The organism is Streptomyces sp. MMCC 100 (assembly GCF_041538145.2).
GTDB lineage: Bacteria > Actinomycetota > Actinomycetes > Streptomycetales > Streptomycetaceae > Streptomyces.
The window spans coordinates 193,413-210,099 of record NZ_JBGORK020000001.1; the positions used below are offsets into that span (position 1 = coordinate 193,413).

Annotated in this window: 20 protein-coding genes and 2 pseudogenes; 12 read left to right on the forward strand and 10 right to left on the reverse strand. The window is 71.0% G+C overall.

Features of this window, described 5'->3' with window-relative positions; genetic code table 11:
• Nucleotides 1-59 precede the first annotated feature (59 nt).
• From ABS735_RS00990 to ABS735_RS01015, 6 genes are all read left to right on the forward strand, one after another.
• Nucleotides 60-257: a helix-turn-helix transcriptional regulator gene (locus tag ABS735_RS00990; protein ID WP_373905026.1), complete on the forward strand. Its 198-nt coding sequence runs from the start codon at nt 60-62 to the stop codon at nt 255-257.
• Nucleotides 254-553, forward strand: coding sequence for a hypothetical protein (locus ABS735_RS00995; RefSeq protein ID WP_373905027.1), 300 nt, complete (start codon nt 254-256; stop codon nt 551-553). The genes ABS735_RS00990 and ABS735_RS00995 overlap by 4 nt, the downstream gene beginning before the upstream one ends.
• Nucleotides 550-1,431, forward strand: a complete 882-nt coding sequence (locus ABS735_RS01000; protein WP_373905028.1) for a bifunctional DNA primase/polymerase — start codon at nt 550-552, stop codon at nt 1,429-1,431. Before ABS735_RS00995 ends, ABS735_RS01000 begins: the two co-directional genes overlap by 4 nt.
• Before the next feature lie 104 nt (nt 1,432-1,535).
• A complete protein-coding gene (locus ABS735_RS01005; protein ID WP_373905029.1) occupies nt 1,536-2,726 on the forward strand; it encodes a YfjI family protein in 1,191 nt (396 codons plus the stop codon).
• Nucleotides 2,727-2,906: 180 nt separating this feature from the next.
• Entirely contained in the window at nt 2,907-3,848 is a 942-nt protein-coding gene (locus ABS735_RS01010) for a hypothetical protein (RefSeq protein ID WP_373905030.1), read from the forward strand.
• A 9-nt stretch (nt 3,849-3,857) separates the two neighbouring features.
• The gene (locus ABS735_RS01015; RefSeq protein WP_373905031.1) at nt 3,858-4,163 is read left to right on the forward strand and encodes a hypothetical protein; all 306 of its coding nucleotides are present in this window, start codon (nt 3,858-3,860) and stop codon (nt 4,161-4,163) included.
• 417 nt (nt 4,164-4,580) lie between these two features.
• On the opposite strand, the gene ABS735_RS01020 is transcribed toward ABS735_RS01015, so the two are convergent.
• Both ABS735_RS01020 and ABS735_RS01025 read right to left on the reverse strand, forming a co-directional pair.
• Nucleotides 4,581-4,799, reverse strand: a complete 219-nt coding sequence (locus tag ABS735_RS01020) for a hypothetical protein (protein WP_373905032.1) — start codon at nt 4,797-4,799, stop codon at nt 4,581-4,583.
• On the reverse strand, nt 4,796-5,020 hold the full coding sequence (locus tag ABS735_RS01025) for a hypothetical protein (protein ID WP_373905033.1): 225 nt from the start codon (nt 5,018-5,020) through the stop codon (nt 4,796-4,798). Before ABS735_RS01025 ends, ABS735_RS01020 begins: the two co-directional genes overlap by 4 nt.
• Before the next feature lie 117 nt (nt 5,021-5,137).
• Here ABS735_RS01025 and ABS735_RS01030 point away from each other — a divergent pair, with 117 nt between their 5' ends.
• Nucleotides 5,138-5,908 (forward strand): helix-turn-helix domain-containing protein, encoded by a 771-nt coding sequence (locus tag ABS735_RS01030; protein ID WP_373905034.1) that lies wholly within the window; start codon nt 5,138-5,140, stop codon nt 5,906-5,908.
• 215 nt (nt 5,909-6,123) lie between these two features.
• Here ABS735_RS01030 and ABS735_RS01035 read toward each other — a convergent pair whose 3' ends face one another.
• The 6 genes from ABS735_RS01035 to ABS735_RS01060 all read right to left on the reverse strand — a co-directional run bounded on the left by ABS735_RS01035 (nt 6,124) and on the right by ABS735_RS01060 (nt 10,246).
• Entirely contained in the window at nt 6,124-8,259 is a 2,136-nt protein-coding gene (locus ABS735_RS01035) for a cell division protein FtsK (RefSeq protein ID WP_373905035.1), read from the reverse strand.
• Between the two features lie 87 nt (nt 8,260-8,346).
• On the reverse strand, nt 8,347-8,532 hold the full coding sequence (locus tag ABS735_RS01040) for a DUF6257 family protein (RefSeq protein WP_373905036.1): 186 nt from the start codon (nt 8,530-8,532) through the stop codon (nt 8,347-8,349).
• Nucleotides 8,533-8,611: 79 nt separating this feature from the next.
• On the reverse strand, nt 8,612-8,926 hold the full coding sequence (locus ABS735_RS01045; RefSeq protein WP_373905037.1) for a hypothetical protein: 315 nt from the start codon (nt 8,924-8,926) through the stop codon (nt 8,612-8,614).
• On the reverse strand, nt 8,923-9,657 hold the full coding sequence (locus ABS735_RS01050) for a hypothetical protein (protein ID WP_373905038.1): 735 nt from the start codon (nt 9,655-9,657) through the stop codon (nt 8,923-8,925). The genes ABS735_RS01045 and ABS735_RS01050 overlap by 4 nt, the downstream gene beginning before the upstream one ends.
• Nucleotides 9,654-9,887, reverse strand: coding sequence for a hypothetical protein (locus ABS735_RS01055; protein ID WP_373905039.1), 234 nt, complete (start codon nt 9,885-9,887; stop codon nt 9,654-9,656). The genes ABS735_RS01050 and ABS735_RS01055 overlap by 4 nt, the downstream gene beginning before the upstream one ends.
• Nucleotides 9,884-10,246, reverse strand: coding sequence for a DUF6907 domain-containing protein (locus tag ABS735_RS01060; protein ID WP_373905040.1), 363 nt, complete (start codon nt 10,244-10,246; stop codon nt 9,884-9,886). The genes ABS735_RS01055 and ABS735_RS01060 overlap by 4 nt, the downstream gene beginning before the upstream one ends.
• An 835-nt stretch (nt 10,247-11,081) precedes the next feature.
• On the opposite strand from ABS735_RS01060, the gene ABS735_RS01065 reads away from it, so the two are divergent.
• The 5 genes and pseudogenes from ABS735_RS01065 (at nt 11,082) to ABS735_RS01085 (ending at nt 14,711) form a co-directional block, all read left to right on the forward strand.
• Nucleotides 11,082-12,395 (forward strand): thioesterase domain-containing protein, encoded by a 1,314-nt coding sequence (locus ABS735_RS01065; protein WP_373905042.1) that lies wholly within the window; start codon nt 11,082-11,084, stop codon nt 12,393-12,395.
• A pseudogene (locus ABS735_RS01070) lies at nt 12,392-12,682 on the forward strand (MFS transporter); the annotation flags it as partial. The gene ABS735_RS01065 and the pseudogene ABS735_RS01070, both read left to right, overlap by 4 nt.
• Before the next feature lie 34 nt (nt 12,683-12,716).
• Nucleotides 12,717-12,968: pseudogene (locus ABS735_RS01075) on the forward strand (LLM class flavin-dependent oxidoreductase); the annotation flags it as partial.
• 79 nt (nt 12,969-13,047) lie between these two features.
• Nucleotides 13,048-13,752: a MupA/Atu3671 family FMN-dependent luciferase-like monooxygenase gene (locus ABS735_RS01080; RefSeq protein ID WP_373905043.1), complete on the forward strand. Its 705-nt coding sequence runs from the start codon at nt 13,048-13,050 to the stop codon at nt 13,750-13,752.
• Nucleotides 13,753-13,766: 14 nt separating this feature from the next.
• Entirely contained in the window at nt 13,767-14,711 is a 945-nt protein-coding gene (locus ABS735_RS01085) for a TauD/TfdA family dioxygenase (protein ID WP_373905044.1), read from the forward strand.
• A 56-nt stretch (nt 14,712-14,767) separates the two neighbouring features.
• Here ABS735_RS01085 and ABS735_RS01090 read toward each other — a convergent pair whose 3' ends face one another.
• On the reverse strand, nt 14,768-15,415 hold the full coding sequence (locus tag ABS735_RS01090) for a response regulator (protein ID WP_007451941.1): 648 nt from the start codon (nt 15,413-15,415) through the stop codon (nt 14,768-14,770).
• Nucleotides 15,400-16,617 (reverse strand): sensor histidine kinase, encoded by a 1,218-nt coding sequence (locus tag ABS735_RS01095; protein WP_165685249.1) that lies wholly within the window; start codon nt 16,615-16,617, stop codon nt 15,400-15,402. The genes ABS735_RS01090 and ABS735_RS01095 overlap by 16 nt, the downstream gene beginning before the upstream one ends.
• Nucleotides 16,618-16,687 lie beyond the last annotated feature (70 nt).

Genomic DNA, 16,687 nt, shown 5'->3' on the forward strand with positions numbered 1-16,687 from the left:
CTCCCTCTTGATCGCTTACGCATCAAAACGATGCGCAGCGCAGCGAAGGGATTCGCATCATGTCGGAAGCGACTCTGACGCCCGCCGAACTGGCTGCGGAACTGGGTGTCAGCACAAAGACCCTTATGAACTGGCGGTGGCAGGGGACCGGTCCCAGGTACGTGAAGCTCACGCCTGGTCGCAGCGGCCGTATCCGGTACCGCCGCCGAGACGTCAATGCGTGGCTCGTCTCCTGTGCCGCAGGGGCGGCCGCGTGACCACCAACGACAGCACCCCCGGCCTGCGGGAACAGGACGCGGGGGCTAATGACTGCCTGCGGGGCGTGTCATCGAACATCGTGCCACAGGCGCCTGTGCCCCGTGTAGCAGGACGCATCCAGGTCTACCGCGGACACCGCCGCTGGTACCGGCACGTCCTGGTCGACGACTGTCCGGGCTGTGGCATGCCCCACCTGCACAACGCGCCGTGGCGTAAGCCGGCCTCGATGCAGCGGACCGCGCCCTGCGGCACCGAGTACGTCATCGACCTTCTGCCTCGGCAGGTGGCTCGATGAAGCCATGGACGCAAGCGCGTGACTCCGCGCTCTGGCTCGTCGAACGGCAGTTCGCGGTGTCCCCGGCCGACAACCCGCTTACCGAGCGGTGCACGGGAATCGGCAGGGGTCACGACCCGGCAGCATGCGAGGACAGGGGCAAGCACCCGTGCGTGCCTTTCTCTCGTGTGCACACGACCGATCCCAAGCAGGTGCAGCGCTGGTTCGGTGGCGAGGCGCGAAACGTCGCCGTCGCAGTCGGCGACGTGCGCGGCCCGGCCGGCGAGCGGTTGCTCGTCATGGATTCCGACCGCGTGGGGGCGATCGAGGACACCGCGGCCGCGCTCGGGCACCCGTGGCTGCCGACGATGCGCGTCAACACGGGGAAGGGCTATCACGACTACCTGTGGGCGCCCCCCGAGGTGCAGCTCGGCAACGGGCTTGGCGCCCTCCGCGGCAAGTTCGACGGTGACGTGCGCGCCGGGAACGCGTACGTGATCGGCCCTGGATCGCTGCACGCATCCGGGGCCGTATACGAGCTGGTCGACCCCGAGCAGCCGCCCATGGCCGCTCCCGAGTGGCTGCTCGACGCCCTCACCGGCTGCTCGAAACAGCGCACCCCCGAACCCGTACACCAGCGTCCTCTACGGATGCCCGCCGGCCGGAAGTCGGCGGTGCTGACCGGGCTGGTCAAGACCGTGCTCGACTCCCGCGAGGGCGAGCGCAACTCGCGCCTGTACTGGGCCGCAGCACGTGCATTCGAGCACGCACGGCAAGGGCTCGTCGACGCCCGGGCCGTCGCCGACGCCATGGTCGACGCGGCGAAGCACATCGGACTGTCCGAGGCCGAAGCACGGCGCACGGTCACGTCCGCCTACCGATCCGGAGCAGCCAGGTGAACAACTACGACCAGGCCGAGCGGATCCTCGCCAGCCGCGGCATCGCCGACGAGCCCGAGCCGTCCCCGATGGGGCGTCCCTGGCCCGTCCTCGACGAGGCCGCGATGCACGGACTGCCCGGCCGCGTCGTGCGCACCATCGAACCGCACACCGAGGCGGACCCTGCCGCGATGCTCTTCACGCTGTACGCGGCCGCGGCCGCAATGATCGGCGGTGGTCCGCACGTACTGACGGGCGGTGTCGCGCACGGCGCGCGCATCTGGCCGCAGATCATCGGCCGCACCGCAGGCGGCATGAAAGGCACCTCGTTCGCCGAGGTGCGACGCGTCTTCCAGTACGCCGACGTGTCGTTCTGCCACGACCGCGTTGTCGGCGGCTTGTCGTCCGCTGAAGGGCTGATCAACCAGGTTCGCGACGAGAGCGGCGAGCCGGGAAAGGAGAACTACGACGAAGGCGTCGCTGACAAGCGGCTGCTGATCGTCGAATCGGAGTTCGCCTCGGTGCTCGCGCAGGGCAAGCGGGAGGGGAACACGTTGCTTCCCCTCGTACGGCAGGCGTGGGACGGCGGCACACTGCGCACGATGACCATGCGGCCGAAGGTGGCCACCGACCCGCACATCGTCATCGTCGGGCACATCACGCCGACCGAGCTGCGGGCCAAGCTGTCGGAGTCCGAGCGCGCCGGCGGCACGATGAACCGCTTCCTGCCCGTGTTGTCGCGTCGGTCCAAGCTGCTGCCGGACGGCGGCGACTTGTCCGAGGCGACGCTGAAGGCGCTCGGCGCCGAGGTCGCCTCGGTCGTCGAGAAAGCGGCGCGTGTCGGCAGGATGCGGCGCAGCCTCGACGCGGCGAAGTACTGGCGGGATCTGTACAAGCGGCTCGCCGCCGACCATGCAGGCGACGGGCCAGTCGCTCAAGTCGTCGCCCGTGCTGCGCCGCAGACCCTACGGCTGTCCGTCATGGCCGCGCTGCTCGACGGCAGCGACTACATCGACGTGCCTCACCTGCAGGCGGCCGAGGCGCTGTGGAGCTACGCCGAAGACTCTGCTTGGTACGTCTTCGGCAACGGGTCCGGCAATCCCGACCTCGACCGCCTGAAGGCCTTCGTCGACGCGGCAGGCGATGAGGGAACCGGCCGTACGGCCATCTCGAAGGAGTGCTTCGGCCGACACCGCAAGAAGGGACAGATCGACGCCCTGATCGCCGAACTGATCAGCCTCGGCAACTACGAAGAGTGCACGATCCCGACCGGCGGCCGCCCGGTCACGGTCGTGCGGCGAAAAAAGCAGAAGTAGCGAACTAAGCCGATGACCAGCGAAAACGCAGCCCGACTTATTTCGCACCGGCGAAACAAGGGGGAGGTAAGGCGAGCCGCTGACCAGCGGAAACAGGTTTACTTCGCTTACTCCCCCTTCTTTCGCCCCGACCAAAGCCCTCCGAAACGTGATTACACACAGCAACAGAAGGGGTCCGCGATGACCACCGACACCAGCACCGGGCAGCGCGACCCGCTCGACGTCGCCCGCGACGCCATTCCCGGATTCCGCGACGCGCAGGGCGCCCTCGCCGCCGTCCAAGAGCGCATCGAGGCCGTGCACTCCGCGCCCGTCACCGGAGCCGACAACCTCGTCGCCGAGACGCTGGCAGCGGTGACCGAGGGCAAGCCGATCCCCGAGGACCTCGGCCGGCGCTCCGTCGAAGCGACACAGGCACGAGCGTTCCTCGTCGCCGAGCTGCAGATCCTGGCCGGCGTTGAAAGGAATCTGGCGAACCGCTGCGAGAACACCACCAAAGCAGGCGCCGATCACGGGCTGCGCGCCCTGCGCCCCGTCCTCGACGAGCTGCTCGACCAGGCCCGACCCATGGCGGCCGCCCTCCGCGGCGTGCATGACCCGCAGGGCGCCATCGACGGCGGCCCCGACACGGTCGCCGCCTGGTCCGGGATCGCCGCTGTGGTCCAGCGATACGCGGCCATCCGCAGCGCACAGCGCAAGCTCACCGAGTACGTGATCGGCGAAGCGATCGGAACCAAGTTCGGCACGGTCGGCTTCCGCGGCATCTTCAACGTCTGGTCCGAGATCGAGAACGTGACCGAGGTATGGCCCGAATGGACGCCGGCGCAGAAGGGGGAACGGATCGTACGGCCGCCGTGGCCGGTCGAGTACCCGAACAAGCCGTTCGAGGTGCAGCACGACCGCGAGTGGCTGCTGTGGCTGCTGTCGAACCCGAAGGTGCGGCTGTGGGTGCCGACCATCGGCGAACTCACCGACGCGTACGTCTCCCAGCGCGGCAACGCCGTGCAGCGGGAAGGCGAGGCGCCCGAGCAGCGAGTCACCGGCGAGCCGCGGCGCCGGCCGGTGCGCACCCGCTACCCGAACGGCGACGTGCACACCCACTTCGAAAAGATCGAGGACTGAGGAGCGATCATGACCGACCACAAGAAGCGCACGCCCGTCGACGGCAGCAAGCTCTACCGCGAACTGATCGGCCCGCTGTCCAGCGACACGGTCGCCGACGCGCTCGCAGACGTCGACCTCGACAACCGCGGCAACCGCATGTGGCTCGAACGGCTCGCCACCCAGGGCGGCGAGCGCGGCCGCGCGGCGCGAGCCCGGCTCGACGAGTGGACAGCCGCCCACGCCGACGACAACCGCGACCCGCTCAACGACCGGCAGTTCAGCAGCGGCCGGCGCCGCGGCACGGATCCGTTCGACGGACCGCCTGCCGCCTGACAGACCAGGCGTCAAAGTCACCTGGTCGGTCCTTGTCCATCCCGGCCGACCGGGAGCCATGGGCGCGAGCACTGCGCATGGTGCACTGACCGCCCAGCGCCTACCCCAGCGCCCCGCCAGCCAACCGGCAGGCGGGGCGCTTCGCCATTCGTGCGGTGTAACGCTTCTAAGCGGCTGACCAGGACAAACGCCACGGCGCGACACGCCGAAGCGACAGGCGTCCGCCTGCCCGATCCGGGGGTCGGATCACCCTCGGCACCCGCCGGACGGGCGCTCACGGTGCCGTCACGGGCCAGGAAGGGGAGTCGCAGCCGGATCCCCCAGACCCGTACAGACCGACGCCCACAGCACCTCCCGAGCGCCCAGAGGGCGGGGGGAGGGGAGCCACCCCCCAGGGGGGCGGGCTGCACTTCCGCGTCACCGTGAGCACCGATGACCGGCTGATGTTCCCCGCCGCAGCAGGTCACGGCTCGTACGCCACAGGTCGCGGTGGACGCTGCAGCCGGCCGCGGACGATGCGCAGGTGGCGCACTTCGAGCCGTGGTCGAGTAGGGCGCGGAAGGACGTGGTCCAGTCGTCGGCCTGGTCGTCGTGGTCGTCGACGAGCTGCTGCGGCTCGCTGCTCTGCTCGCTCATGACGCGTCCGCTGTTCGCCGCGCGGTCGCCCGGTTGGGCTTGTGGTGGTTGCGCATCTCGACGTTGAGGTCGCTCACCTTCGAGTGGTCGCCGCTGGCTCGGGCCGTGGCGCGCTGTCCGGCGAGGGCGCCGCAGACGTCGCAGCCTGCTCGCGGCTGTGGTTCGTCGAGCGGCAGGCCGAGTTCGACGGGTTCGGCCGTGGTCGTCTGACGTGTGGTCATGGTCACAGAATGTCGCCGCTATGTCGCCCTGCGCGGCGGCGTGGGGGGCGTCATTCGGGCGACCAAGAGGGCGTCAATCCGGTGTCATTCCGAGGCCGGGGGGTCTACCGTGATCGCATGTCCACACCGAACAGCACCCTCCGGGCGGTCCGTATGGGGCTGCTCATGTCTCAGGACGAATTCGCTCGCGCGATCCGTGACGCCGGCGAGCAACTCGGTCAGCGCAACGACGCCTCGAAGCGGCTCGTGCAGCGGTGGGAGAGCGGCAAGACGACGGCGCCCCGGCCGGTCTACGCCCGCGCCCTGCAGTCCGTCACGGGCCTGCCGATCGAGTCGCTCGGGTTCAGCATGCCTGTACTGCTCGCCCACGTCTCGGACGACGGCGAGGGCGGGCACGACCTCGAAGGCTCGCCAGTCGGCATCCCGGCGGCGGCCGGCGCACCCACGGTGCAGCCCACTCCTGCCCGCGGGAACTACTCGGGCGTATGGCTGAGCACGTACGAGTTCTACTCGTCGGGCCGCGGCGACACGTTCGTCGGGAAGCACTACGTCGTGCTGCTGCAGCACGGCAACCGGCTCACGGCGCAGAGCTTGCCGGGCGGATCGCTGAACCCGGACAGCCCGCTGTCGCTCGATCTGCAGTTGGACGGCAACACGGTCACGGGCACGTGGACGGAGCAGACGGCGAGCGAGGGCTACTACCGGGGCGCCCGCTACTTCGGCGCGCTGCAGATGCTCGTCGAGCCGACGGGCCGCCGGATGGCCGGTAAGTGGGTCGGGTTCGGCAAGGAGTTCGACGTGAACACGGGGCCGTGGGAGCTGCGTCTCATGGACGCCTCGACGAGTAAGGCGACGCTCGGGAAGTACAGCCGGCCGCCCGAGAGCTGAGCACACGAGCGGCCCCCGTCCGGCGATGGACGGGGGCCGCTTTCGTGTGGGGAGGGAGGCGAGCGGGGCGGGCGCCGGCCGCCGTTCCGGGCCGGTTCCGGGGGCTGCTTCCCTGGCCTCCCCGGCTTCCCTGCATGGCGGTTGCCGCAGGTCAGCCGGGGGAGGCAGGCGGAGGGACCCGGCCGGGGAGAACTCCCCGAGATCCGAGCGCCTCCCTACTCGTCTTCGGTGTCGTCGACGTCCTCGGCGAGCCGTTCAAGGATGGCGTCCTGGACGCGGACGCGAGAGACGACCTGCACGCCGTTCGACTTGTACGGCTGCGCGCCGTACGGCTCCAGTGCCCGCTTCAAGTCGGCGAACGTCCACCCGCGGTAGGTGTCCGGGTCCCGCTCGACGAGCCCCTGCAGTACCTCTTGCGTCCGCATCCGCGTCTCGTCGCCGAGGACGGCGGCGACGTCGGCAAGGTGGTCGACGGGCTCGAACGTGCTCTGCGGCCCGTCGTGATCGATGTCCGCGCCGGTGTAAAGCTGCAGCGCCCGCTCGACGACCGGCGTCACCTGGTCGGCTGTCTCGTCCTTGCGCACGTAGTGCGAGCGCACGACCTCGAACGGGTTCTTCGTGAAGCCGACCGTCACGGCCGTGCCGACGTCCTCGCCGGGAATGAGCGTCGTCGCGGTGATGCCGGCCCGGTGCTTGCCCGAGCCGAGCAGCCCGTCGTTGGCGACGTGGTCGCCGACGGCGAATGCGACGCGGTGGGAGGTGTTGCGGGTGACGTCGCGCGGGATGCTGTCGGCGGTCGGGGACACGGTGACCCACACGAGGGTGATGCCGACCTTCCGGGCCTTCTTCATCACCTTCACGGCGAGTTCGGCAGCCTCGGCCCCGTACTTCTTGTGCATGAACAGCTCATGGCACTCGTCGAACACGACGACGCGGGGCCGCATCCGGGGATCGCGCAGCGCGAGTTCGCGGGTGAGGCGCACCGAGTCGCCGCCGAGGTCCTCAAGCAGCTTGCCGCGGGCGGTGACGTCGTCGCGCAGGGCACGCAGGGCGTGCAGTGCCGCCTCGATCTGCTCGTCGTCGTCGCCCTTGACCAGGGCGCGCATGCGCGGCTTCAGCGGGTCGTAGTCGACGTTGTACGCCATGACGTACGCCTCGACGTCGACGAGCGGGTCGAGGATCGCGCCGAGCAGTAGCGCGATGACCAGCGACGACTTACCCGAGCCCATGATGCCGCCCACCATGTAGTTCGCGGCCATGAGCTTTCCGACGACCTGGTCGCCACGCTGCGACACGGCGAGCGGCACGCCCTTGAAGTAGTCGGTCGTGCCCTCGGACAGCAGCGGCCACGGCGGCACCGGGCCGGACAGCGAGCCCTGATCGGCGACCCAGAGTTCGAGCACGCCGGGCTGCTGCTTGGGCTCCGTCGGCCACACCTCGATCGGCTTGCGCAGCAGGTTGTGCGCGAGCACCGTCTTCTTACCGTTGATCATCTCGACCGTGACGCCGAGGGGAAGCTGCAGCTGCGAGTGCCAGCCGTTGCCGAGCCGCGTCGTCGGCGACACCCAGCGCGGTTGCCACCCCTCCTTGAACGCCTTGTTCAGCGCGGGCAGCCCGAGGTGCTGCAGCGCAGTCAAGATCGCGCCTTCGTCGGGCACGACGTCGCGCTGCGCCGCGTCGGCCGGCAGCGCCCACGTGGGCGCCGTGTTCCGGGCTCGGCCGGTCGCCCACATCGCGGCGAGCATGAGCCACGGCAGCGACGCGAGCAGCGGTGCCCACACCACGCCAGCGATGAACGCGACCCAGCGCACCAAGTCGACGACGGCGTCGAGGGGCGTGAGGACGTCGTGCAGGTCGCCGCTGGAGTAGGCCAGCGCCCCTCCGATGAGCAGCAGCAGTGCAGCAGTGGAGGCGAGGCCGGCGGCGATCGCCTTCGGCGCGTTGAGTACGAGACTGAGCAGCTCCATACGCCGCTTGTGCCGCGCGGCCCGGTAGGCGTGCCCGCGTGCCTCCCACTCACGGATCGCGTCGTCGTTCCCGGCCGCCTCGGCGATCCTCAGCATCCGCTCGTACCGGGCGGCGGTCCGCGCGTCCCAGGTACGGCGCCCCAGGATGCGGGCGCCGCCGACGACGTAGGCGCCGTGGCGGACAACGACGCGGTACGCGGTGTGCTCGCGTGCCTCGACGACGACTCGCCGAAGGTGGTCGATGCGTACCCGCCGGCGCGTCCGCTTCGGCGGTCCGTCGTTCGCGGCGGGTACGGGCTCGGGCGGTGTACTCGGCTGCTCGGGTACGGCGGGTACGGGTGTACCCGGGGTGCCGGTGCGGGCGGGGGCGTGAAGGTCCGTCATCCTGGTCTCTCCGGTTACTCAGTCGGGTGATCGGGCACCCGGGGCGGCCGGTGTACCTGTGCCGGGTACGGCCGCCCCGGGGCGTACCTACTTGCCGTTCTTGCGGCGCCGGGCCTGGTTCTCGATGCGCTCGAACTTGCGCTTGAGGTCGGAAAGGTCGACGTTGCCGGTGCCGTCGTCGGCGATGCCGCGCTTGGCCATGCGGGCGATCAGACCAGCGAGGCGAACCTTTTCGCTGGCGGTGAAGTCTCGGAAGTCGAGGTCGTCGGCCATCGTGGCTCCTCTCATGTGGGCCGGACTGTCCGGCCCTACCGCACCCCCACGGGCGAGCCGCGGGGGACGGAAGGGCAGGTCAGCGCCCCTTCTGCATGTCGCGCCACACCGACCGCAGGATCAGCAGGCACGTGGTCGCGCACACGGCGCCGATGGCGATCGCGACGGCGAACAGGGCGCCGACCAGGCCCACCGACACGGCGACGCCGCCGATCACGAGCCACTTCTTCGCGTCGAACTCGGTCCGCGGCGCGGGCGCGGGCGCCGGCGCGGGCGCCTGGTGCTGGCTGAGCAACTGTTGCGCGGCAAGGATCGCGGCGATCTGCCGCACCATCTCGGAGTTGTCCGAAGCCTCGACCGCGTCGGCGGCCGCCCTGGTGAGGTCGTCGTTCACGCCCGCACCTCCTGCCGCTCGACGAACGCGCGGAACGCGTTCTGCAGCGCCTCGGCCCGCGGCTGACCGCACCGCACCCGGTCCTTGATGCTGCGGATCGAGGGCACCTCACCGGCGAGCAGCTCGCCGCGGAACTGCTGCGCGGTGTCGCCCAGCCCGTACGCCGCGAGCGGGTCGGGTACGTCGGGCTCGGGCGCCTCGGGTACGTACTCGGCGCGTACCTCGACGCGGGTACGCGGCTCGTCTGCGGCGAGTACGAGCGCCCGCTGCTCGGGCGCCGGCCGCGCCACGATCGGCAGCAGGCGGGCGCCGTCGGGTACGGCCTCGGGGATCACCGGGTGCGCCTCGGGTACGGGTTCCGGTTCCGGCACCGGGGCGTACTCGACAGGTGTGTCGACGGGCTGCTCGTCGGGTACGTCGGCGAGCCGGTGCACCCGCCACAGGACCAGGGGCGCGATTGCGGCGACCGCGACGACGAGCGGCCAGTCGACCGGCAGCAGGCCGGCCGTAACGAGGTGGCTCGCCGCGTTGACGCCGATCATCGCGGCGACGGCGGCGAGCACGTCGCGGTGTGCGCGCATGGCGCGGACGGTGTAGATGTCGAGGGCGCCGGGGACGGCCGCGGCTACCCACTGGTTGAAGCCGACGGCGCGGGCGAGTTCGTACTCGGCGGACGCCGTGGCGACCAGGGCGGCGAGCAGCGCACCCGTCTTGAGGTAGTCGTGCTTCACGCGCGCTCACCCGTCTCGGTGTCGACGGCCCGCAGCAGGATGCGCAGGGCCTCGGTGATGGCGCCGTGCGCCTGGTTGAGGGCGAACACGTCGCCGTGGTCGACGTCGGCGAAGTCGTCGAGCAGCCGGCGGGCGACGCTCACGGCGACGGCGACGTCGCTGGGCTCGCGCAGCCGGTCACGCATGCGGGCCGCGGCCGCGCCGTACAGGGGTTCGCGGATGCTGCTCATCGGCGGCCGCCGTTCGTGAGCTGCTCGCGCAGAGCGCGCAGCTTGGGCAGGAACGCCTCGACGTCCTCGATGAGCCGGTCGACGCCGTCGACGTCGAGGTCGACGCCGGTCGCGTCGTCGCTGAAGACGACGAGCACCGGAGCGTCGTCGACGTTGACGAGTTGGGCGCCGAGGGCGGCCGCGTCGCCGAGCGGGATGCGCGCTTCGCTGCTGCTGCACAGGTGGTCGCTGGCGGGGGCGCTGCACCAGGGCGGGCAGGCGGCTCGGGGCGACGGGATGCCGTCGAGGGCGAGCGGGGTTACGGCGAACGGTATGCGCTGGTCGACGGGGCGACCGTCGGCGGATACGGTGTGCTGCACGGTCAGGACTCCTTCTGTGGAAAGGGTCCGGCCGTAGGCGCCGCCACCATGTCTCCGCATGTGGCGGCGCCACTCTCGTTCTCGTACGGATCACGTACACATGAGAACCAGATAGGCCGGGATAACGAGGGACAGGGCGGGATGCCATATCCGCAGGTCAACCGGCCTGCGAGGGTTCCAGTACAGGTCAAGCTAGGGGCCTAAATGACCTCGTAATGCGTAGGTCTCGGGTTCGAATCCCGAAGGCGGCTCCATTGAAACCCCAGGTCGGGAAATCCGACCTGGGGTTTCTGCTGTCGTGCGACCTTGAATTCCGGACGCTTCCCATGCGCTTCCCGTGCGCAGCCGGTGGACAGCCGTGCGTGATGACGTCGCCCGCCGCGCCGGCCCGGGGCGGACGCCACCTCCGTGCGTGTCGATGTTGAACGGCTGATCTGCGCGTCCCTATAGGGCCGAGATAGGCCGTGAGGAGAGCCTCCGCTCGGAGCGTCGCGCCGTCGTGCGGTGTGCGCGTCCTTGAGGTCCGCATCGGTACACCGTTCTGGGAGCGTGAGTCGGTTGGCACTTTCCGAGGTTCGCAACGAGGTCCGCCTGCCGGTCACCGCCGCCCAACTCGGCGTGTGGGTGGCTCAGCGGCTGGCACCGGAAAGCCCCCTCTACCAGTGCGCCGTCCACTTCGACTCCGCCCCGCTCGACATCCTGGGCGGCCGAGGACTCGGCGGACGGCGCGCTGGACGCCCTGTTCGTCCGCGGGGACGGCCCCGTGGACCTGGCTCTCGCCGGCGTCCACCGGCCGGCGTCCGGGCCCGACCCCCGGCCCCGGACCAACGATCCGGTGAGGCACCGGGACGACGCCGGACTCGGCCCCGTCCTGCGCGACCGGCTGGGGGAGACCCTGCCCGCGCACATGGTGCCCGCGGCGGTGGTCGTCCTCGACGCCCTGCCGCTCACCCCGAACGGCAAGGTCGACCGGGCCGCGCTGCCCGCACCCGACTACGGCGTGCGCGGTGCGGGACACTCGCCCGTCACCCCGCGCGAGGAGCTGATGTGCGCCCTGTTCGCCGAGGTGCTCGGCCTCGCGAGTTTCGGGCTCGACGACAACTTCTTCGAGAGCGGGGGGCACTCCCTGCTCGCGACCCGGCTCGTCGGCCGCGTCGGGTCCGTCCTCGGCGTCGACGTGCCGCTGCGCCGCCTCTTCCAGGCCCCCACGCCCGACGCACTGCTGCGGAAGCTGCGACCGCAGGGCGCGGACGGTGCGGACGGCGCGCGCGACGGGCACGGCGTGCTGGTGCCGCTGCGGGCCTCCGGTTCGGCATCCCCGCTGTTCTGCGTGCACCCCGCCGCCGGCCTCAGCTGGGTCTACCTCGGTCTGCTCGCCCACCTGGGCCCGCAGTACCCGCTGTACGGACTCCAGGCCCGCGGTACCGACGGTGTGGAGTTGCTGCCCGCCTCCCTCGCGGAGATGGCCGCCGACTACGCCGACCGGATCACCGCCACCGCGCCCGAAGGACCGTACCGGCTGCTCGGCTGGTCGGTGGGCGGGACGATCGCGCACGCCGTGGCGGCCGAACTGGAGCGCCGGGGCGAGCGGGTGGAGCTCCTCGCCGTGCTCGACGCCTACCCGGTCGCCGACGCGGCCGGCTCGGAACCGCCCTCCGAGGCGACGATCGTCGCGCACAACCTGCGGGCGATCGGCTTCGACCTCCAGGAGGGCGAACTGACCCCGGAGACCTTCCCGATCGAGCGCTACCGGGCCTTCCTGGCCCGCGAGAACAAGGTGATGGCGCGGTTCGACGAGCACGAGATCCTCGCCATGAAGGACGTCTACGTCAACAACACCCGGCTCATGTGGGCGCACACCCCGCCCCGGTTCGGCGGCGACATGCTCTTCGTCACTGCCGAACGCGGCCGGGGAGCACTGGCCCGCGAACGCGGCCACCGGGCCTGGGCGCCTCACGTCGGCGGCGAGATCGTCAACCACGACGTGGACAGCGACCACGAGGGCCTCATGACGCGGCCGGGACCGGTCGCCCACGTCGGCCGCGTCCTGGCCGAGCGGCTCGCGGCGCTGGACGGGGCGGCCCGGGGCGGGGCCCCCACCGGCGCTCGTAGAACCGCCGTAGAAGCAGCGCGCAGGCTCGGCGCATGACAGCGCTGGACGACACCACGGTCGCGGCACCGCCCCCGCTGCGCCGCAACCGCGACTTCCTGCTGCTGTGGACCGGCAACTGGCTTCAGTTCTTCGGGTCCCGGATGAGCAGCGTCTGCTACCCGCTGCTCGCGCTCCAGATCTCCGGCGGTTCGGCCGAGGCGGTCGGCCTGGCGGCGACCGCGGCCGTACTGCCGCAGGCCGTCGTCCAGTTGCCGGCGGGAGTTCTGGTGGACCGGTGGGACCGGCGCGCGGTCATGCGCTGGTGCGCCGTCGGCCGGATCCTGGCGCTCGGCGCGGTGGGGTCGCCCCGGACCGTCCATGGACCTGAGCCTGTTCTATTTCGCGCACGACTCGACCGCGCCGGGGGAGGCCGGCCGCTACGAGCTGCTGATCGAGGGGGCGAAGCTCGCCGACCGGTCGGGCCTGGCCGCCGTATGGACCCCCGAGCGGCACTTCGACCCCTTCGGCGGTGCCTACCCCAACCCGTCCGTGCTCGGCGCCGCCGTGGCGATGTGCACCCAGCGGGTGGGCATCCGGGCCGGCAGCGTCGTCGCCCCGCTGCACCACCCGGCGCGGATCGCCGAGGAGTGGTCGGTGGTCGACAACCTGTCCGGCGGCCGCGCGGGCGTCGCCTTCGCGCTGGAACACCGTGGACTTCGCGCTGCGACCGGAGAACCACGCCGACCGCCGCGCCCTGGTCCGCGACACCGCCGAGGAGGTGCGCCGGCTGTGGCGCGGCGAGGCACTGTCCACCACGGACGGGCTCGGCCGGCCGGTCGACATCCGCGCCTACCCGCCCGCCGTCCAGCCCGAGCTGCCGGTGTGGCTGACCTCGGCCGGCGGCGTCGACACCTTCCGGGCCGCCGCCCGGATGAAGGCCGGCATCCTGACCCATCTGCTCGGCCAGTCCCTGGAGGAGGTCGCCGGGAAGATCGCCGAGTACCGGCGGGTCGCCGCCGAGGAGCACGACGGCTGGTCCGGTCATGTCGTGCTGATGCTGCACACCCTGCTCGGTGACGACCTGGAGCAGGTCCGCGAGCAGGTGCGGGAGCCCTTCACCCACTACCTGAAGAGTTCCGCCAACCTCACCGCCAAGTCGTTCACCGGCAAGGACACGGACCTGTCCCAGCTCAACGCCGACGACATGGACTACCTCGCCGCCCGGGCCTTCGACCGCTACTTCGAGAGCGGCGGCCTCTTCGGCAGCGTCGAACGGGCCGCCGAGCTGGTGCCGCGCGTACAGGCGCTGGGCGTCGACGAGATCGGCTGCCTGGTGGACTTCGGCGTGGAGCCGAGGGCCGTACTCGAAGGCATCGAGAAGCTCGGCAAGCTGAACGAGACCATCTCCCGATAGGAGCAGGAGACGTCATGAGCACCACCCTGAGCGAGAACCCCACCTGGGCCCCGCACGAGATCACCGAGGACGGGGCCGGCGGCCGTGACCTGGCCGCGCACCTGACCGGCCTGGGCGCCGAGGGCCTGACCGATCTGCTGACCGAGCACAAGGCGCTCGTCTTCCGCGGCTTCGGGGTCACACCGGAGTCCATCGACCCGGTCCTCGACCGGCTGCTGCCGACCCGGCTGCCGTACGTGCACGGCAACTCGCCGCGCACCCGGGTCAAGGGCAACCTGTACACCTCGACCGAGTACCCGCAGCGCTTCACCATCTCGATGCACAACGAGCTGAACTACGCCCGCCGCTGGCCGTCGCGGCTCGCCTTCTACTGCGAGAAGGCCGCCGAGTCGGGCGGCGCGACCCCCGTAGTGGACGGCGAGCTGTGGCTCGAGTCCCTGCGGCCCGAGGTCCGGGAGGCGTTCGCGGGCGGGATCCGCTACGTGCAGAACCTGCACGACGGCTACGGCCTCGGCAAGAGCTGGCAGGACACCTTCGAGACCGACGACCGCGCCGAGGTGGAGCGCTACCTGAAGGCCGCGGAGGCCGAGTGGGAGTGGGGCCCGGACGGCATCCGCGTCGTCCAGCACCGCAAGGCCACCACCACGCACCCGGTGACGGGTGTCGAGGTCTGGTTCAACCAGGCCGACCAGTGGCACCCGGCCGGCCTCGGCGACGAGACCTCCAAGGAGCTGTACGACATCCTGGCGCCCGAGGAGTTCCCGCAGTACGTCACGTTCGCGGACGGCGGCCTCATCCCCGACGAGTACGTCACGCACATCCGTGACGTCGGCCTGGAGCTGGCCGTGGACGTGGACTGGCGCGAGGGCGACGTCCTCGTCATCGACAACGTCCTCACGGGCCACGGCCGCCGCCCCTTCGAGGGCACCCGCCGCATCCTGGTCGCCATGTGCGACTGAGCGGCCCCCGGCACGGCGGCCCCCGGGGACGGAAGACACCCCCGGGGGCCGCCGTGTCACGCCCGCAGGTACGCCAGTACCGCCAGCACCCGGCGGTGCCCCTCGGTGTCCACCGGGAGGTCCAGCTTGGTGAAGATGTTGCCGATGTGCTTGTTCACGGCGGCCTCGCTGATGAACAGCTGCTTGGCCAGCGTCGCGTTGGTGCGGCCCTGCGCGATCAGTGAGAGCACCTCGCGTTCCCGGGCGCTGAGCCGCTCCAGCGGGTCCTGGCGCAGTTGGACCAGCTGGTGGATGACCTCGGGGTCCACCACCGTCCCGCCGGCCGCGACCCGCTCGATCGCGGCCGTGAAGTCCGCCACCGCGCTCACCCGCTCCTTGAGCAGATAGCCCACCCCGGCACCGCCGCCCGAGTCCAACAGCCGTAGGGCGTACGAGCGTTCCACATACTGGCTGAGCACGAGCACGGGCAGCCCGGGGAACTCCGCCCGCAGCTCGACCGACGCCCGCAGCCCGTCGTCGCCGAGCGACGGCGGCATCCGCACGTCCGTGACGATCAGGTCCGGGCGGTCGGCGCGGACCGCCGCGAGCAGGGCGTCGGCGTCGCCGACCGCCGTCACCACCTCGTGTCCGACCCGTTCGAGCAGCCCGACCAGCCCTTCGCGCAACAGAACGGCGTCCTCGGCCACGATCAGGCGAAGCGACACGGAACCTCCACGTGCAACAGGGTGGGACCACCGGACGGACTCGACACCCGCATCCGGCCGTCGAGGGCGGTGACCCGGTCCGCGAGACCCGTCACACCACTGCCCGCGGGATCGAGCCCGCCTTGGCCGTCGTCCTTGATGTCGAGAACCAACAGATCGGAATGATAGCGACCGCGCACCGCGGCGGTCCTGGCACCGCTGTGTTTGGCGATGTTCGTCATGGCCTCGTTGATCAGGTAGTACATCGTCGTCTCCAGCTTCCTGGGCAGCCGCTCGGGCAGGTTCAGATCGACCGTCACCGGGATCGGGAAGCGGCCCGCGTAGTCCTCGATGGCGGCGACGAGCCCGTGATCGGCGAGCACCGGGGGATTGAGCCCCCGGATCAGGGCCCGCAGCTCCTGGTGGGCCGTCGACAGCTGACGCTCGGCCCGGGTGAGCAGCTCGTCCTGCGGCGATCCCGGCTCGACGTCCAGGCGCATCAGGCCCAGCGTCATGCCCAGCGACACCAGATGCTGCTGGGCCCCGTCGTGCAGGTCGCGCTCGATGCGGATCCGCTCGGCGTCGAAGGAGTCCAGCAGCCGCGACTGGGAGGCGCGCACCTCGCGCAGCTCCTCGCCCAGCTCCCGGTCGCGCGGGGCGAGGAAGGAGCGGGCCATGGCGGCGCGCGCGCCCGCCCACGACGTCACCGTGTACGGCGTCGAGAGCAGCACCAGTACGCCGAACACCGTCCACGGCCAGGTCTCGCCGTCGGTCGAGGCGATCGTCGTGGCCGGCAGTCCGAACGAGAAGCCGAGCACCATCAGGTCGAGCCACCACAGGGCGACCGCCGACAGCAGCGTGAACATCAGCTCCCGCCACGTCGCCTGCTCCTTGAGCCGGGTGGCGACCCAGCCGCGCAGCCCCGGGGCCTCCGGGGCCCGGTGCGGGTCGCTGACCCGGTCGAGGTCGACCAGACGCAGCCGGCGGCGCTCCACCGTGGCGACCACGGTGGAGGTGAAGACCAGGCCGACCAGGGGCGCGACACCGATCAGCACGACCAGGAGGACCAGGCCCGCGGCCAGGCCGAGGGCGAAGAAGAGCACCGCCGCGGCCCCGACCAGGACACCGCCGCTCAGGTACGCGAGGGACCGCCAGGGCCAGCTGGAGGTCAGGAAGCTCAGCGGGCGCTGGGCCATGGCCTGCCAGGCCGTTGTGGGTTGCATACGGTCAACGTAACCACGGCGTCTCTCGCGGATCTCCGAGAACGCGGGAGAGGTAGAGCTGCCTCTACCC

What these genes read in the sequence shown, in the direction of transcription:
- ABS735_RS01025 (WP_373905033.1), bottom strand. Translation starts at nt 5,020, where the DNA reads ATGACCACACGTCAGACGACCACGGCCGAACCCGTCGAACTCGGCCTG.
- ABS735_RS01010 (WP_373905030.1), top strand. Translation starts at nt 2,907, where the DNA reads ATGACCACCGACACCAGCACCGGGCAGCGCGACCCGCTCGACGTCGCC.
- ABS735_RS01005 (WP_373905029.1), top strand. Translation starts at nt 1,536, where the DNA reads ATGCACGGACTGCCCGGCCGCGTCGTGCGCACCATCGAACCGCACACC.
- ABS735_RS00990 (WP_373905026.1), top strand. Translation starts at nt 60, where the DNA reads ATGTCGGAAGCGACTCTGACGCCCGCCGAACTGGCTGCGGAACTGGGT.
- ABS735_RS01020 (WP_373905032.1), bottom strand. Translation starts at nt 4,799, where the DNA reads ATGAGCGAGCAGAGCAGCGAGCCGCAGCAGCTCGTCGACGACCACGAC.
- ABS735_RS01015 (WP_373905031.1), top strand. Translation starts at nt 3,858, where the DNA reads ATGACCGACCACAAGAAGCGCACGCCCGTCGACGGCAGCAAGCTCTAC.
- ABS735_RS01085 (WP_373905044.1), top strand. Translation starts at nt 13,767, where the DNA reads ATGAGCACCACCCTGAGCGAGAACCCCACCTGGGCCCCGCACGAGATC.
- ABS735_RS01035 (WP_373905035.1), bottom strand. Translation starts at nt 8,259, where the DNA reads ATGACGGACCTTCACGCCCCCGCCCGCACCGGCACCCCGGGTACACCC.
- ABS735_RS01040 (WP_373905036.1), bottom strand. Translation starts at nt 8,532, where the DNA reads ATGGCCGACGACCTCGACTTCCGAGACTTCACCGCCAGCGAAAAGGTT.
- ABS735_RS01055 (WP_373905039.1), bottom strand. Translation starts at nt 9,887, where the DNA reads ATGAGCAGCATCCGCGAACCCCTGTACGGCGCGGCCGCGGCCCGCATG.
- ABS735_RS01000 (WP_373905028.1), top strand. Translation starts at nt 550, where the DNA reads ATGAAGCCATGGACGCAAGCGCGTGACTCCGCGCTCTGGCTCGTCGAA.
- ABS735_RS01095 (WP_165685249.1), bottom strand. Translation starts at nt 16,617, where the DNA reads ATGCAACCCACAACGGCCTGGCAGGCCATGGCCCAGCGCCCGCTGAGC.
- ABS735_RS01030 (WP_373905034.1), top strand. Translation starts at nt 5,138, where the DNA reads ATGTCCACACCGAACAGCACCCTCCGGGCGGTCCGTATGGGGCTGCTC.